Consider the following 16723-nt stretch of genomic DNA (forward strand, 5'->3'; position numbering starts at 1 on the left):
ACAACCTAATTACCAGCGCAATAAAAAAAATTAATCATAAAACTTCCAAGACACACCAAAACGAAGGTTTGCGTCCTGCATAGGATATCTTCTCACCGTATAATAACCTTTTGGACTTACCATTTGATTTGCGAAATTATACGAAATAAATAAATTAACTCTTTTTATATTTCCCGTAGCCCACAAATCCATAATCGGATAAGTAGAGTATTCAATTCCTACGTTATCATTATAGAACTGTCCTGCATTAATAGCATAAGATGGAGAACGAAAAGGTGTATTAAACCTAACATCAAATCCTAACCTAAAGTCCATCACTTTATACAATATATCCGCATAATAGAAGCTATGCCATGTATACAATTCGGGAATAGCTAAAATAGCTGCGGCGTCGGTTTTCTGATATACAATTAAATTATCTAAATGAAAGCGTCCTAATCTAAAGTTTTGCCCCACCGTAGCCTTTAATAAATTCATACTCCCATGTTGTTCGGGTTTAATTTGGCGTAATAACAACTCATCATTTGATGGATTATCCACTTCTTTAAAATAAAGATAATTATCCATCAAAAAATAATCAACCTTTGCTTTAAACCCTAGTTTAGCATTTCTGTATGAAAAAGATAAATTTTGTGTTTTTGATTTATTCCATTCATAATTCCACTGATGATAGGTGTAATTCATCCGCTCGTAAACCATCTCTGGAGACTTATTCTGTGAATAAGCTCCTATAGTTAACACCCCCAATTTCTCGCTCAATAAGACATTTGCATAAGTCTCATACAAAAAGTCTCCAGAATTTTTCCCTACCACAATCTGATTAACCTTTGCTTGCACATCGATACGATCACTAAATTTATACCCTAGCTGGCCCTTTAACATACTATTTTGATAAAAATCGGATGTCAAACTATCGGAATACCAAATTAAATCATTTTGAAAGCCTAGATCAAGCTTGGCCTCATTTTTAAACACGCCTTTCCCTCTAAGATAAAACCCATAATTAAACTCATTAGTGATTGTCGTAATTTTGGTTGTATCGTCTACTAACACCGCATCTCCGAAAGGAAAAGCTCCTTCTCTATCCTCTTCATTTTTATAAAAAACGAATTTACGCTGCCTAATAGATGTGTTGTGTGCAATACTATTCGTAGGATGCACCTCCATTCCAGGCGTTCCCACTTTAATGGTGTCCAACCTACCGATATAATACGATTGACGAATGAAAAAACTATTATCTTTCCATTTGTTCAAGGGTCTATTTTTCTGACTTCCACGTAGACGTGGCATATATCCCATATTAGACGTACTCGAAGTATCTTTGAATACATCCTTGCCATACAAATGATCATCTACTATAGATCCATTCTCAGAAGAGTTCAACGAATTAATAGTGGCATTAAGCAAAAGATTATAACGGTTATTTTTCGATTCATACCATGTGAAAACAGTTGCTTTTCTGTCATCATAATCCTGATTCATATAGTACCCTTCTGTATTAGTGGCATGGTATTCTGCACCTATATTTAGTCTGGGGTGAATATTTTGCGCTAGTCGCACGCGAAAGACCTGATCATCGAAAAAGAAACCTACTGCATATAGCTCTGAAAATCGAGCTCGAGCTCTAAAATACTGAACAGAATCTGCATTTAATAAATATCGTTCTAAAGCATGAAAGCCAGCTTGAAATCCAATAGACTTATTTGGGTTAAACAGCAGATCTCGTGAAGCTAACCCGTAAGACCCTAAGTTAATTGTCGGATTCCATGGTAGATTTTGCTTATTATAATACTGAAAGTTAACATGCGTAGTATCCAGTTGAACTGTTCGTGTAGACTGCTTCAAGATGTCTAGCGTGGTATAACGAATATATTTAGCATTAAAAATAACAGAGTCCTTTTTATTATCCTCTAACGCTCTTGCTGAATCCAAGGCGCTGCTAAATTCATCTTCTGTCTGTGCCGAAAGGTTAGATCCCAGACAAAAAAATAGTATCAGAAATAAAAATATCTGCTTTAGGGGACTCCTCATTAACGTATACTTCTTTTTATTTTTATCAAAAGTACGGCTAAATTCACATTTATTGCAATCCTATTAACTCTTTTAATATATGGGTCATTTTCGGTTCAGCCTCCATAGCTACATTCACGATGTCCTGTAGAGCAACAGGCGCTAAATCCACATGAAAACCCTCATCTGTAATAACCGAAATAGCAAAAACGGGTAAACTCATATGATTTGCCACAATTACTTCGGGCACGGTGCTCATTCCAACAATATCTCCGCCAATTAACCGCATATAACGGTATTCAGCTTTTGTTTCTAGGTTTGGCCCTGGTACTGCTACATAGACACTTCGATGCACAGGGATATTGTTTTTTTCAGCAATTAACACAGCTTGACCAATCATTTTTCTACAATATGGTTGACTCATATCTGGAAACCGAGGCCCCATGTGCTCATTATTCACGCCTCTCAAAGGGTTATCTGGCAATAAATTAATATGATCTTCAATAATACCAATAGTACCCTTTAAAATAGCCGGATTCAATGAACCCGACGCGTTAGAAACAAACAATTTTTTAATACCTAGTGCTTTCAATACTCGAATAGGAAAAGTTATTTCCTTCATATCATAGCCTTCATAATAATGAAGACGTCCTTGCATTGCAACAACCTTACGCCCGTTTAAAACACCAAAAATAAGCTTACCCGTATGGAACTCTACCGTAGAGATCGGAAAATTCGGGATATTGGCATACATAAGCTGATGTTCTATATCTATATCATCAGTTAAGCCACCTAAACCTGTGCCTAACACAATACCAAAATCAGGAACAAAATCTCCAATTTTACGCTGAATAGCCACAACTGTCTCTGTAATTAGATCATACATACACCACATTCTTTAGCATCAAACTTACTTTATTTTTCTCTTTCTTACAACAGTATAAGAGCAGATATATAACGGATTACCTCTTCAACTGATAAAATAATAGTCGGTTAATCTTCATTACAAAATATAGAGAGAACAGTTTATTACTAAAAACAGAAAAAGCCATTCACTTATATAAATGAATGGCTTTTCTAAGGACTTAAAAGTGGGAAATACTGGGCTCGAACCAGTGACCCCTACCTTGTCGAGGTAGTGCTCTAAACCAACTGAGCTAATTTCCCTAAATTATGGTCGGATTGAAGAGCACAAATATACGTTTTTTGCTTTATCGTTCCAATAAGATTATAACAAAGATTTCAGAACAATACTTTCTCATCTTTCACTCTGCCAGTTGCAGTAAACAATAACATTAAGAAAATTGTCCCTCCATTATAAACAATCAATTCAAAACCAATGCGGTATTCTGTATAAGGAATAATTAAGTATGTATTTATCAAATACCATATTACAGGAGATATCAAGCAGAAATATGGTACTAAACTATCATTTACCTCATACTTTGTCAAAATCCCAAAAGCAAAAAGCCCTAATAATGGACCATACGTATAACTAGCTGCAGTAAATATAGCTGTCACTACAGAGTCGTCATTCAAAAGCTTAAATATTAAAATAACTAGAAGCATTACAACAGAAAAAGCAAAGTGCACCACATTTCTTTTTCTTACTAATGACTGGTCATTTGGATCTTTTCTTTTATTAAAGTTTAGAAAGTCTATACAATATGATGTAGTCAACGCTGTCAATGCCGAATCTGTCGTTGCGAAAGTGGCCGCAGTCAACCCCATCATAAAAATCAAACCAGCAGCTAAAGACAAGTGTTTTAACGCTACTTCAGGATACAAATAATCAGGTGTTAGCAACCCGCTTATATCGATACCTTTTTCCTCAACATAGATATAAAGTAATGCTCCAACAGCTAAAAAGAACAGATTAATGATTACGAAAATACCCGTAAAAGTTAACATATTCTTTTGCGCTTCCGAGATAGTTTTCATGCTGAGATTTTTTTGCATTAAGTCTTGGTCCAGTCCGGTCATAGCAATCGTAACAAATGCTCCACCTAGCACGTGTTTCCAAAAATGATTTTTACTGCCTAAAAAATCATCCCAAACCAATACACTTGAATAGGAGCTTTCTTTAACCCGCTCAAAGGCCTCGAATACAGACAAGCCCAAACCATCAGCCATAAAATAAATCGACAAAACTACAGCCAGCAACAAGCAGAATGTCTGTAAAGCATCAGTTATTATAATAGTTTTTAATCCTCCTTTATTGGTATACATCCATATCAACACTAAACACCCTGCTACTGTTACACTAAAAGGAATATTCCAAGCGTCGAAAATAAATCTCTGCAGAATAATAGCTACAAGATACAACCTAAAGGCAGAACCTATTGTACGTGAAACCAAAAAAATCATAGCCCCTGTCTTGTAACTTCTATAGCCAAGTCTTTGTTCTAAGTAGGTATAGATTGAGGTCAGATTCAGTCGATAGTATAAGGGCAAAAGGACATAAGCGATTACTAAGAACCCCAACGCATTACCAATCACAAACTGAAAATAACTAAAGTTTGAAACACCCACCGCTCCTGGCACAGAAATAAAAGTAACCCCCGACAAGGCTGTCCCAATCATCCCGAATGCTACCATATACCACTTCGAGTCTCTATTCGCAACGAAGAAGGTAGCGTTATCAGCTGTTTTTTTCGTTGTAAAATACGATACGCCTAAAAGGATTCCAAAATAGACGACTAAAAACAAAAGCAACAAAATCGGCGACATAGACTATTGTAATTATGACGTTTAAGATTTATAATTTTCTATAGCTTCTCGTATCGTACCAAACTCTTTAATCAAGCTGGTAGCGACACCCTCACTTACAGAAAGCTCCTCCATCACCATTCGAACTGCCCGATCAACCAACTTCACATTTGACAGCTGCATATCTATCATTTTATTTCCCTTGACTCTTCCGAGCTGAATCATAACTGAAGTACTCAGCATATTCAACACTAACTTTTGTGCTGTTCCCGCTTTCATTCGAGTCGACCCCGTAACAAATTCAGGCCCGACTATTACCTCAACGGGAAAGTCCGCTTCCTGAGCTATCGGCGAATTCGAGTTACATACGATGCAAGCAGTCGCTAATCCCATTTCATTTGCTTTTTTCAGACCTCCTATAACATATGGTGTAGTGCCCGAAGCAGCTATTCCTACTACTACATCATTTGGGTTCACATCAAACTCTTTCAAGTCAAGCCACGCTTGCTTCTCATCATCTTCAGCAAATTCAACCGCCTTCCGTATTGCAGAATCTCCTCCTGCAATTATCCCTATCACCCAATCAAACGGGACTCCAAAAGTTGGAGGACATTCCGATGCGTCAAGAATTCCCAAACGACCACTGGTCCCGGCCCCGATATAAAACAAACGCCCCCCTCTCTTCATTCTATCAACAACAGCAGTGACTAAAGGTTCTAATTGTGGAATGACTTTCTCTACTGCATCAGCGATTTTCTGATCTTCTCTATTGATATTAACCAATAGTTCTCTCACAGACATATCTTCTAATTTTTCATAATGAGACTCTGCTTCTGTTACTCTAATCATATTTTCACAACATATAAACTTAAACAAATCAAAACACCCTTATTACAAGTGTTTAAAAGTCATTATATAATAAGTATTTTGCTCTCATTTTCTTATATTCATTCAGATCATCCTGCCAACTTTCACGAATTTCCTCCTCAGACAGCCCAGCTAGTATTTGCTTTCGCAGCAAATCCGTACCAGCCAATTTATCAAAAAACTCAGGTCGCGCAAAGAATTTTGATTTATCTGGTGTTTTATTATAAAAATCTAAAAAATAAGACAGTGTAAACGTCTGCTTACTTGGATCAAGACTTCTCAGATCTACCCCATACATCATTTTACCCTTTCCTTCCACATGCTTTTGCATCCCTTTTTTTTCTTGCGGTATAAAAGTAAAATCTCCATAAAACTCTTTTTCATAACCAATAATTTGAAAAGGCCAGTCCGTACCTCTTCCTACAGATATATCAGTAGCCTCAAACAAGCATAATGACGAATACAGTCTTACTGACAAATAATTAGGCAAACTCGGAGAAGGAATAACAGGAAGTCGATATTTCGTCGCATGATCCCAATTAAGAACACGAACAACTGTTAGGTTACATTTTTTTCCATCCTGTAACCACCCTTCTCCATTGATCATTTCTGCCAACTCCCCTACTGTCAATCCATGTATCATAGCAATTTTATGGAAAGAGACATCAGACTTGAACCTATCACTCTTTCTTACTGGACCATCTACTTGATCTCCACAAGGGTTAGGCCGATCTAAAACAATCAATTCTTTATCATGTTTTACAGAAAGTTCCATAACACGGTGCAAAGATGTGATATATGTATAAAAACGTGCTCCGACATCTTGCAGATCAAATAGCATTACATCAACAGATTTCACAATGGAATCTTGTTTATCATTCTTTCCATATAAACTAAATAAAGGTAACCCAGTATTCTTATCTATATCATTCACAACCTTCTCTCCTCGCTCAATTTGCCCTCTAAAGCCATGTTCTGGTGTCAACACAAACTTCAAATCGACGCCTTCTCGAATTAATACATCAACTAGGTGTGTTCTATCTTTTCCTACAACAGACGTTTGATTTCCCATTATCCCTACAGCTTTTCCTTTCAATAAAGGAATATATTCTGTCAGGCGATCTGCCCCAACGATTACTTTGTCTTCACCTTCAATTCCCTGCACCGCTTTCACCTCATTATTAAAGTTGTTTCCAAAAGTCTTAAACATCAGTAAACCTAACGTCAAAATGGCACACAGTTTTTTCATTTACAATTGATCTTTAACGGTAATCACCTAATATCCAAATATACTTAATAAAAACGCAGCTATTTTATATAGCTGCGTTAAAATCAAAACTCTCTTTTATGGCCATCTCATTTTACTTCCTTGGCAATATAATCACTCTCATTGCTCAGGCGATCCACAGCACTAATAGCAATAACTTTCAATTGCTTACCATTTTTCACCTTAGGGAAGCTTTTCTCCATTTGTGCTGCCTCAACGATTTCATAGTCCCAAGAGTCGCCATATTTAGCGTAAACAATCCAATGAAACACTTGCTCTGGCTGCTTATGCAACCATTTTGCAAACACGCTACTTGTTTCTGGCGTTAATAATAAAGTAGGTGCTAAAAGTGGGTTCGCTTGAAGCCACGGTGTTCTCGGCACCAAAACTTTATTTTGGTAAACACTATTCTTAATCGCTTCAACCATAGCAGGACTTTTCGTCAAGCCAGCAATACTCCAATGTACCGCACCAACGCTTTTCGGAATCAGCTTACGTGTTTCCTTTATTTGATTTACAATTTCCTGTGGTCTATTTGCCGAACGTACCTCTACAGTATTAAGTCCAGGCCATAAGTGTCTACCATGCGTATTTTCACCCTCCCACCATTTCAACAAAGCAGTAAAACTTTGTTTTGCTGGCTCTATGGGCCAATATAGCTGAGGCGTGAAATAATCAATCCACCCTTTATTCAACCATAGCTTAGCATCTGCATACAGCTCGTCGTATTGCGAAGATCCTGTAACTCCGGCCGGGTAACCAGGCTTCCAAATACCAAAAGGACTTAGTCCAAATTTAACGGTATGTTTTTCAGCTTTTATTTCTTTGTAAACCCGTTCAATAAAGCGATTAACATTATCTCTTCTCCAATCTGCTCTTGACATGTTGCCTCCACTTTTCTTATAGGCATTCCATGTAGTATTATCCGGAAAATCAGCACCTCCATTATAGCTTGCATACGGATAAAAATAATCATCAAAGTGAACACCATCAATATCATATCGTTTCACTATATCTAAAACAACTTTTGAAGCATGATCTTGTGTTTTAGGATTTGCAGGGTCAAACCAATACATTCCATTTTTCAAGCGCACCACCAAATCTGAGGTTTTATGAACCATCGATCCTTCCGTTACTGCACCTCCTGCCGAGTGGTGCGCACGATAAGGGTTCAACCAAACATGCAATTCCAGTCCTCTTTTATGCGCTTCCTCAACCCAAAACTCTAAGGGGTCATAATACGGATTAGGCCGCTTACCAATCTGTCCTGTTAAAAAATAAGACCAAGGTTCATGTGGACTATTATACAATGCATCTGCCGAAGGCCTGACCTGAAAAACAACTGCATTAAAATTATTTGCTTTTAACATGTCCAATAAGACAATCGCTTCTTTTTTCTGAGATTCAGAATCAAAGTTATTTTTTGTTGGCCAATTGATATTAGCCACCGTTGCTATCCACGCACCTCTAAATTCACGCGACACTTCAGGGAGTTCAACACGTAAAGGCTTTTCAACCTTTTCTTTAATCACAGGCTGCTCTTTTTCAACGGGTTTATCCACAACATCAATCACTACTGTCTCAACCTGTTCTACGGGTTTCGCAGATACCAACTCAGGTGATTTCAACTCTCTTGTTGCGATTCTATTCTTTCTAGAGCCACATGACATCATAAGCCCCAAACAAATAAATATGCCAAGTGCTAACTGTAATACGAATTTTACGTTCATAGCCTACAAAACTACAAATTTAGAAATAGATTTACGGCTAGAAAGCACTGTAAAATAGCTAAAAACACAACAAAATCAGCAGATCAAAACTTCTGTTGTTTGCACAAAAAAAGCACAAATAACAGAAGTTTTATAGGGTAAACAACTACTAAGAGCAAAGCTTATTCGCTTATTAAATTAAAATTACCGATTTTTAACATAAACAATAAATTCCCTTATGATAACTAACAATTCAAAAACCTTGTGGCGTCTGTATCGTAAAGCATTTTTCTTTACAATTTTAAGCACGTCTAGTCTTCATGCTTTTTCACAATTCTCACCAAATAGAGAACAAAAGCTCGACCCTATAGTTGAACAGATTGTACAAGAAGCAAACAATAACTCTCAGCTTGAAAAATTAGCCTTCGAACTTCTTGATGTAGTAGGACCAAGATTAGTAGGAACACCACAAATGACCAAAGCGAATGAATGGGCCCTTAAGACATTTGAATCGTGGGGAATAGACGCAAAAAACCAACAATTTGGCGAATGGCACGGCTGGGAAAGAGGCATTTCATATATTGACATGACCTATCCACGTTTAAAGACTCTTGCAGGCACACAATTAGCTTGGAGCCCGAGTACTGATGGCAAGGCAATCGAGGCCGAAGTAATTGTATTACCAGAATTTAAAAACTCTTCAGACTTTAAGGCTTGGCTTCCAAAAGTAAAGGGTAAACATGTCCTAATTTCCATGTATCAGCCCACTGGTCGTCCAGATCATGAATGGAAACAATATGCTCGGGAAGAATCATTTGAATCTATGAAGAGACAACGGGACTCACTAACCAAAGCCTTTGCTGACAACATTAAAAATACAGGACTGTCTGCAAATTCGATTCCTATGCAGCTTGAAGAGGCCGGAGCAGCAGGTGTAATATCAAGCTTTTGGTCAAAAGAGTTTGGCGCTAACAAAATATTTGGTGCACGCACACAGACTATCCCTTCAGTCGATGTCTCCTTAGAGGACTATGGCATGCTTTACCGTTTAGCTCAAAACGAACTTGCACCAAAAGTACAAATACAAACAAGTTCTAAATCTTTAGGAAATGTTCCATCTTTCAACACAATCGCTGAAATAAAAGGAACCGAATTTCCTGATGAATATGTTATACTTTCTGCCCACTTAGACTCTTGGGAAGGCGGTTCAGGTGCAACAGACAATGGGACAGGTACTATAGCCATGATGGAAGCCGCTCGAATTTTAAAAAAGCTCCTCCCCAATCCACGCCGCACTATTTTAATAGGCTTGTGGGGCAGTGAAGAACAAGGTTTAAATGGTTCTAGATCATTTGTACTTGACAATCCAGAGATCATCGAAAAAACTCAAGCAGTATTCAACTTAGACAATGGAACAGGCCGGGTAGAGAACATTAATGGTTCTGGTTTTTTACATTCATATGATTACGTAGGCCGGTGGCTATCTGCTGTACCCAATAATATTACAAAAGATATAAAGACGACATTTCCAGGGAGTCCTGGTGGAGGGGCTTCTGACCATGCATCATTCGTAGCTGCAGGTATACCCGCTTTTATGTTAAGTTCATTATCATGGGGTTATTTCACGAACACGTGGCATACAAACCTTGACACCTATGATAAAATTGTTTTCGATGACATAAAATACAATGTTATTTTAACGGCGACTATGGCGTATATGGCTTCCGAAGAAGCTGAATTAGTCAATAGAGAAAAACGTATACTTCCAGCAATGCCTAACGGTGAACAAGGAAGTTGGCCTCGCATGAATCAACCGAGACGGAGTGGCGCAGGTTATTAAAACTATAAAGCCTCTTACAATATTGTAAGAGGCTTTATAGTTTTAATAACCACCGATATTTACCGCCATTCTTTATATTGATTAATTAATCCATTTGTCGACGAGTCGTGCGTAACTACCATTTCCTCTCCCGCCAACTCAGGCAATATCCGGCCAGCCAATTGCTTCCCTAACTCTACTCCCCACTGATCAAAACTATAAATGTTCCATACAACTCCCTGAACGAATATTTTATGCTCATAAAAAGCAATTAAGGTTCCTAGAGTCTTTGGTGTTATCTTTTTTATTAAAAATGAATTTGTCGGTCTATTGCCTTCAAAAACTTTGAATTTTTTTATTTTTAAGATATCTTCTTCAGACTTCCCTTCTGCTCTAAGCTCACGTTCTACTTCTGTTTCTGTTTTCCCATTCATTAACGCTTCCGTTTGTGCAAAATAGTTAGACAAAAGTAACTGATGGTGATTTCCTATAATATTGTGTGATATTGCTGGAGCTATAAAATCACAGGGAATCATTTTTGTCCCTTGGTGTATAAGCTGATAAAAGGCATGTTGACCATTGGTACCAGGTTCTCCCCAAATAATAGGCCCTGTTTGATAATCTATCCGTTCTCCTGTCCGGGAAATAGATTTACCATTACTTTCCATATCTCCTTGTTGAAAATATGCAGCAAATCTATGTAAATATTGATCATAAGGTAAAATAGCATGACTTTGGGCATCAAAAAAGTTATTATACCAAACTCCTAATAGCGCTAACATAACAGGAATATTCTGTTCCAACTCTGTAGTTCTGAAGTGTTCGTCAGCTTCAAAAGCACCTTCTAAAAGCTCTTCAAAGTTATCAAAACCGATACTTAATGCTATTGACAACCCAATCGCTGACCATAAGGAATAACGACCTCCTACCCAATCCCAAAATTGAAACATATTTTGAGTATCAATCCCAAATGAAGAAACAGCCTCTTCATTTGTGCTCAATGCAACAAAATGCTTTGACACATCTGCCTGAGTAGCTCCTTTCGACAATAACCATGCTTTAGCTGAATGCGCATTAGCCATAGTTTCTTGCGTCGTAAAAGTCTTAGATGCAACTAAAAAGAGTGTGGTTTCGGCATTTAAGTTCTTTAGAGTTTCTACGATATGTGTACCGTCAACATTCGAAACAAAGTGAACATTTAACCTAGTTTTATAAGGTTTTAGTGCTTCAGTAACCATTACGGGGCCTAAATCTGAACCACCTATCCCAATATTGACAATATCAGTTATTTCCTTACCAGTATACCCTTTCCAATCACCATTTATTACTCGAGAAGAGAATTCTTTCATGTGTGCCAGAACAGATTGAATTTTCAATTTTATATCTTCTCCTTCAACAATTATTGCTTTGTCACCTCTATCTCTAAGTGCTGTATGCAATACTTGCCGCCCCTCTGTTACGTTTATTTTCTCTCCATCAAACATAGCCTTTACAGCATCATCTAAATTGCACTCTTTAGCCAACTGAACTAACAGTGCAACAGTTTCTTCTGTAATTATATTTTTAGAGAAATCTAGTAAAATATCATTAAAACGAATAGAAAATTTCGCGAATCTCTCTTCATCTTCTGCAAACAGTTCTTTAATCGACTTCTCGTTAACTTTGATGTAATGGTCAACCAGATAAGCATAGGCCGGGGTTGTAGTAAAATCAGTATTTGGGAACATACATTGTATTATTTATTTTTTCAAATATACGCAAAGCACGAAATAAGCGAAGCTTTCCTCTTTAAATGTTTGTTAAAAAACAACAGACCATACCTAGCAAGCTCATATACAAGCACACCACCTCAAAAAATAACTACCTCATAATACTTTATTAGTAATTTCACCTGTCCACAGCAGATTCTTGACCGATAAAATACTTCTACCTACTTTTATCTATATTAGTTACGCAGTAAAAGTTGTTTGAATACAGACAATACTGTATTTTTGAGACGGTCTTAACACGAAACTTATCGTAATGACCATTTTTTAAAAAAAATGATATTATCAGATAAAAGAATTTTAGAAGAAATTGATAATGGGTCTATTGTCATTGAGCCATTTGATAGAAAGTGTCTTGGAACAAACTCCTATGATGTCCATTTAGGCAAATATTTAGCGACGTATAAAGACAGTGTTTTAGATGCAAAAAAACACAACGAAATAATACACTTCGAAATTCCCGAGGAAGGTTATGTATTACAACCGGGCACTTTATATTTGGGTGTTACATTGGAATATACAGAATCACATAATCATGTTCCTTTCTTAGAAGGAAAGTCAAGCACCGGCCGTTTAGGTATAGATATTCACGCTACTGCCGGAAAAGGTGATGTCGGTTTTTGTAATACTTGGACCTTAGAGATATCTGTTGCCCATCCTGTTCGTGTATATGCGGGCATGCCAATCGGACAACTGATATACTTTGTGGTGGAAGGAGATATTGAGACACTGTATAACAGCAAAGGCAACGCTAAGTACAACAACAAGACTATTCGCCCAGTAGAAAGTATGATGTGGAAAAACGCTTTTTAAATAGTGTTATTTTTCGACTTTTCTTACGAAAGTCGAAAAATCACACACATTAATCGCCAAATTCCATCAAATAAGCCTTTAAGAACTCGTCTAAATCCCCGTCCAATACCCCTTGCGTATTTGACGTTTCAACATTTGTTCTTAAATCTTTAATTAACTTATATGGATGCAACACATAGTTTCTTATTTGCGATCCCCATTCAATCTTTTTCTTTGATCCTTCGATAGCCGACATTGCTTCCTGCCGTTTTCGCATTTCTATCTCATAAAGCTGAGACTTTAAAAGCCGTATAGCATTCTCTTTATTCTGCAATTGGGACCTCGATTCCTGGTTCTTAATGATAATACCAGTTGGTTTGTGGTGTAGTCGAACTGCCGTTTCTACTTTATTGACATTCTGACCTCCAGAGCCTCCTGCACGAAATGTATCCCAATCAATTTCAGCATCTTTTACTTCTATTTCTATACTATCATCAACCAGTGGATACACATATACAGAAGCAAAAGAGGTGTGCCTCTTCGCATTAGAATCAAAAGGTGATATGCGCACGAGTCTATGCACGCCGTTCTCTCCCTTAAGGTACCCATAAGTAAAATTCCCCGAGATACGTAAAGTTACAGTTTTAATGCCCGCTACCTCACCCTCCTGAAAATCTTGTTCAGTAACTTTATAGCCATGCTTTTCACCCCACATAATATACATACGCATCAACATAGAGGCCCAATCACACGACTCTGTACCTCCCGCTCCGGCTGTAATTTGCAAAATGGCATCTAATTGATCTTCCTCTGCACTCAGCATATTTTTAAACTCTAGCTCTTCCAATTCAACTAGAGCGTGTTGATATTGCTCTTCTACCTCTTGCTCAGTCGCCTCGCCTAATTGAAAAAACTCATATATAACAGACAGGTCGTCTACCGCTTCGTTAACGTCGTCAAAATGCTCTGTCCAAATTTTCAGGTTCTTTATTTCCAACAATAAGCTTTCTGCCTTTTTTGAATCATCCCAAAAATCGGGCTGCATTGAAGTCGCTGTTTTTTCTTCTATACTGTTCTTTTTGACGTCAATGTCAAAGATGCCTCCTTAGGGAAATTATTCTATCCCTTAAATCCTGTATTTGTTCTTTGGTCATCCTCAAAAATAAAAACTTAATATCGTAATTCCCTCAAATACATTTTAAATATTCAATGTTTCCTTTTATCACTTAACGTCACACACTATATATAGACTTTAGCTTGTCTGATTTTGCTATTAACCAAGATACTTTCTACATTTGATCATGGCACTTATACTTCTTCGTCAAATAGATGAAATGACCAAAATTGCAATTTGGAAAATTGAAGAAAGTTCAGATGAACTTGTGGCTCAATTACAATTGAATGAAAGCGAACTTTCTCTTTTACCAAAATTAAAGAAAGGGAAAAGAACCTTACATTGGTTAGCAAGCAGGGCCTTATTACGACATTTACTACAAACAAAAGCTCCTATCTATTGTCCATCAGATGAAAATGGGAAACCTTATCTACCAGATTACCCTTATAAAATTTCATTTACACATTCGTTTGATTATGCTGGTATTATGATGAGTAAACAAAAGGAATGTGGAATAGACTTAGAACTTATTCATAACAAAATCCTCCGTATAAAAGAAAAATTCATGAAGCCTTCAGAACTTCAAGGCATTGATGAAAAAAATATTGAACAACTTTACGCTTGTTGGTGTGCAAAAGAGGCTGTATACAAACTACAGGGCAAAAAAGGAGTTTCCTTTTTAAACAATATGTCTATACTGCCTTTCAGCTATAGCGCTCAAAATGGTTCATTAACATTAGTCCTTCATAAAAATGATACTTCTACCCCGTATACTGTTTATTATGAAAAGTTCGAAAATTATATGCTTGGATACGTAGTCTAAACAGCACTATTATCTTTAGTCTCCAACCGATCTTTTAAAAGTGATAATCTTTTATTGGCTTTATAAATTTTCACGGCTATCAAGAAATAAGCTAACAATAAAGGCCCATACACCAAGCCCATAATACCAAACAAAGGGATACCTATGATGACCCCCACGACTGTTATAATCGGGTGTATATCTCCTACTTTTTTAGCAATAACTAAGCGAAGCACATTATCAATATTTATTACAAGCCCAAAGCCCCATACTAAAAGGCCTATTGCTTGCCAGGAGTTGCCCTGCGAAAACAAAATCAGTGCTGCCGGCACAAAAATAAGAGGAGGTCCTAAAAGTGGAATAAATGATAATATAGCACATATTACGCCCCAGAAAAGTGCATCTTCGACACCAAAAATCACAAAGCCCAATGCTAAAAAAAAACCTTGTACAATAGCGATAAATGTTTGACCAATAATATTAGAATAAGTAATATTTTTAAGTTCCTGCCCAAATACAACAGCTTGATTTTCATCAAAAGGCAGGTAATGAATCACCCCTTTCTCAAAAGTTTTGTAATGAACAAACATAAAGTAGAGAACAAAATACATTACTGTTATTTCTAAAAAAAGATTTGCCGCCCCTCCTAACACACTAGTCAAAAGCCCTCCTAAATAAGACGCACTTGACTCCAATTGTTCTTTAAGCCAGTCTGGTTTTCCCAACTTGTCTCCTGAAAATTTATTCACAGCCTGAATAAGCTCTCTTATCCATTCTGGATCTTTCTGCAGCTCGATCGCTTTTTTCACCAGCATACTACCTATACCGACGAAAGGTAAAACAATAATAAAAATCGATAAGATAATAACTACCACCGAAGAAAATGGTTTCGGCCAACGCCATCTTTCGATCAAAAACATATTTAATTTTCTGAACAAGGTATACATAACCAATGTCCCCAACATTGCACCGAAAATCCCCTTAGTAGCATATAAAATAACACCTCCTAAAGCAATAATAATAAGCAGAATAATTATATTCCGTTCTTTTTGTGAAAAGACTGCTCTATCTATCATTTGTAAAAACTATGCTCTTAAAAATCAGGCTTTCTCTTTTCCAAAAATGCAGCCACACCTTCTTTAAAATCTTCCGTTAGGTAAGCTTTTGAAAATACTTTCATTTCCTCATCCGCTCCTTTAGCAGGATTCATCAGGCCATAATTAACGACATGAATGGCAGAAGTCAATGCCAAAGGAGATCTTGTATACATCTTTTTCAATATAGAAAGGCACTTGTCCAATAAATTTTCTTTTTCTACAATATGATTAACCAAGCCCCATTCATACGCATTTGTTGCCGAAACCATATCTCCGGTCAAGATCATTTCCAAAGCACGACCTCTGCCAATCAAAGCTGGTAATCGTTGTGTCCCTCCATATCCAGGTATTAAGCCTAAAGAAACCTCTGGCAATCCCAACTTAGCCTCTTCCACAGCCACTCTTATATGGCAGGCCATAGCCAGTTCTAACCCGCCTCCTAAAGCATAACCATTTATAGCTGCAATAACGGGTTTTGGAAAATTATAAATTTCATCCATCACCTCCTTATGCCCCCAAGAAGATAATTCAAAAGCTTCTCGCTCAGACAAACCTTTAAACTCTGAAATATCGGCGCCAGCAACAAAAGCTTTATCTCCTGCTCCCGTTATAATTACCCCTCTGACTTCTTTGTCCTTTTTCATTTTTTTAAGAAGAAGAGAAAGCTCAGACAACGTGGCACGATTTAAAGCATTCATTTTATCCGGTCTATTTATTGTTATATAAGCCGTTTTTTCTTCTATTTTTAAAGTAAAATTTTCCATACCTTTT

Annotated in this window: 13 protein-coding genes and 1 tRNA gene; 3 read left to right on the top strand and 11 right to left on the bottom strand. The window is 37.1% G+C overall.

The genetic code is table 11. From position 1 onward, the window contains the following. Positions 1–30 precede the first annotated feature (30 nt). From ORI89_RS02375 to ORI89_RS02405, 7 genes are all read right to left on the bottom strand, one after another. Entirely contained in the window at positions 31–2031 is a 2001-nt protein-coding gene (locus ORI89_RS02375) for a putative porin (protein ID WP_268228819.1), read from the bottom strand. 49 nt (positions 2032–2080) lie between these two features. Beyond that, complete coding sequence (locus ORI89_RS02380; protein ID WP_268228820.1) at positions 2081–2896, bottom strand: purine-nucleoside phosphorylase; 816 nt, start codon at positions 2894–2896, stop codon at positions 2081–2083. A gap of 206 nt (positions 2897–3102) precedes the next feature. Then, a tRNA-Val gene (locus ORI89_RS02385) sits at positions 3103–3177 on the bottom strand. Between the two features lie 75 nt (positions 3178–3252). Then, positions 3253–4740, bottom strand: coding sequence for a sodium:solute symporter (locus ORI89_RS02390; RefSeq protein ID WP_268228821.1), 1488 nt, complete (start codon positions 4738–4740; stop codon positions 3253–3255). Positions 4741–4761: 21 nt separating this feature from the next. Next, entirely contained in the window at positions 4762–5568 is an 807-nt protein-coding gene (murQ, locus tag ORI89_RS02395) for an N-acetylmuramic acid 6-phosphate etherase (RefSeq protein ID WP_268228822.1), read from the bottom strand. A 52-nt stretch (positions 5569–5620) separates the two neighbouring features. Next, a complete protein-coding gene (locus ORI89_RS02400) occupies positions 5621–6835 on the bottom strand; it encodes an exo-beta-N-acetylmuramidase NamZ family protein (protein WP_268228823.1) in 1215 nt (404 codons plus the stop codon). Positions 6836–6942: 107 nt separating this feature from the next. After that, positions 6943–8583 (bottom strand): glycoside hydrolase family 10 protein, encoded by a 1641-nt coding sequence (locus tag ORI89_RS02405; protein ID WP_268228824.1) that lies wholly within the window; start codon positions 8581–8583, stop codon positions 6943–6945. Between the two features lie 217 nt (positions 8584–8800). Between ORI89_RS02405 and ORI89_RS02410 the strand changes: the two genes are divergently transcribed. Further along, positions 8801–10402, top strand: coding sequence for a M20/M25/M40 family metallo-hydrolase (locus ORI89_RS02410; RefSeq protein WP_268228825.1), 1602 nt, complete (start codon positions 8801–8803; stop codon positions 10400–10402). A 59-nt stretch (positions 10403–10461) separates the two neighbouring features. Here the strand turns inward: ORI89_RS02410 and pgi are convergent, their stop codons facing one another. Beyond that, positions 10462–12108 carry a glucose-6-phosphate isomerase gene (gene pgi / locus ORI89_RS02415; protein ID WP_268228826.1) on the bottom strand — a complete coding sequence of 549 codons (1647 nt, stop codon included), beginning with the start codon at positions 12106–12108 and terminating at the stop codon, positions 10462–10464. A 315-nt stretch (positions 12109–12423) separates the two neighbouring features. Here pgi and dcd point away from each other — a divergent pair, with 315 nt between their 5' ends. Further along, positions 12424–12960, top strand: coding sequence for a dCTP deaminase (dcd, locus tag ORI89_RS02420; protein WP_268228827.1), 537 nt, complete (start codon positions 12424–12426; stop codon positions 12958–12960). 49 nt (positions 12961–13009) lie between these two features. On the opposite strand, the gene prfB is transcribed toward dcd, so the two are convergent. Beyond that, positions 13010–14093 (bottom strand): peptide chain release factor 2 gene (gene prfB, locus ORI89_RS02425; RefSeq protein WP_268228828.1). Its coding sequence is split into 2 segments (ribosomal slippage): positions 13010–14032 and positions 14034–14093, totalling 1083 coding nucleotides; the frame shifts between segments, so codons are not numbered across the junction. 147 nt (positions 14094–14240) lie between these two features. Here prfB and ORI89_RS02430 point away from each other — a divergent pair. Further along, entirely contained in the window at positions 14241–14876 is a 636-nt protein-coding gene (locus tag ORI89_RS02430; protein WP_268228829.1) for a 4'-phosphopantetheinyl transferase family protein, read from the top strand. On the opposite strand, the gene ORI89_RS02435 is transcribed toward ORI89_RS02430, so the two are convergent. Both ORI89_RS02435 and ORI89_RS02440 read right to left on the bottom strand, forming a co-directional pair. After that, positions 14873–15931, bottom strand: coding sequence for an AI-2E family transporter (locus ORI89_RS02435; protein ID WP_268228830.1), 1059 nt, complete (start codon positions 15929–15931; stop codon positions 14873–14875). The two genes, ORI89_RS02430 and ORI89_RS02435, sit on opposite strands and share 4 nt — an antisense overlap. A gap of 17 nt (positions 15932–15948) precedes the next feature. Then, positions 15949–16716, bottom strand: coding sequence for an enoyl-CoA hydratase-related protein (locus ORI89_RS02440; protein ID WP_268228831.1), 768 nt, complete (start codon positions 16714–16716; stop codon positions 15949–15951). Positions 16717–16723: the final 7 nt, after the last annotated feature.

Origin of the sequence: Sphingobacterium sp. UT-1RO-CII-1 (assembly GCF_026711005.1) — a bacterium.
Lineage (GTDB): Bacteria > Bacteroidota > Bacteroidia > Sphingobacteriales > Sphingobacteriaceae > Sphingobacterium.

Coding starts and splice junctions, on each gene's coding strand:
- ORI89_RS02375 (WP_268228819.1), bottom strand. CDS start 2,031: ATGAGGAGTCCCCTAAAGCAGATATTTTTATTTCTGATACTATTTTTT.
- ORI89_RS02380 (WP_268228820.1), bottom strand. CDS start 2,896: ATGTATGATCTAATTACAGAGACAGTTGTGGCTATTCAGCGTAAAATT.
- ORI89_RS02390 (WP_268228821.1), bottom strand. CDS start 4,740: ATGTCGCCGATTTTGTTGCTTTTGTTTTTAGTCGTCTATTTTGGAATC.
- murQ (WP_268228822.1), bottom strand. CDS start 5,568: ATGATTAGAGTAACAGAAGCAGAGTCTCATTATGAAAAATTAGAAGAT.
- ORI89_RS02400 (WP_268228823.1), bottom strand. CDS start 6,835: ATGAAAAAACTGTGTGCCATTTTGACGTTAGGTTTACTGATGTTTAAG.
- ORI89_RS02405 (WP_268228824.1), bottom strand. CDS start 8,583: ATGAACGTAAAATTCGTATTACAGTTAGCACTTGGCATATTTATTTGT.
- ORI89_RS02410 (WP_268228825.1), top strand. CDS start 8,801: ATGATAACTAACAATTCAAAAACCTTGTGGCGTCTGTATCGTAAAGCA.
- pgi (WP_268228826.1), bottom strand. CDS start 12,108: ATGTTCCCAAATACTGATTTTACTACAACCCCGGCCTATGCTTATCTG.
- dcd (WP_268228827.1), top strand. CDS start 12,424: ATGATATTATCAGATAAAAGAATTTTAGAAGAAATTGATAATGGGTCT.
- ORI89_RS02430 (WP_268228829.1), top strand. CDS start 14,241: ATGGCACTTATACTTCTTCGTCAAATAGATGAAATGACCAAAATTGCA.
- ORI89_RS02435 (WP_268228830.1), bottom strand. CDS start 15,931: ATGATAGATAGAGCAGTCTTTTCACAAAAAGAACGGAATATAATTATT.
- ORI89_RS02440 (WP_268228831.1), bottom strand. CDS start 16,716: ATGGAAAATTTTACTTTAAAAATAGAAGAAAAAACGGCTTATATAACA.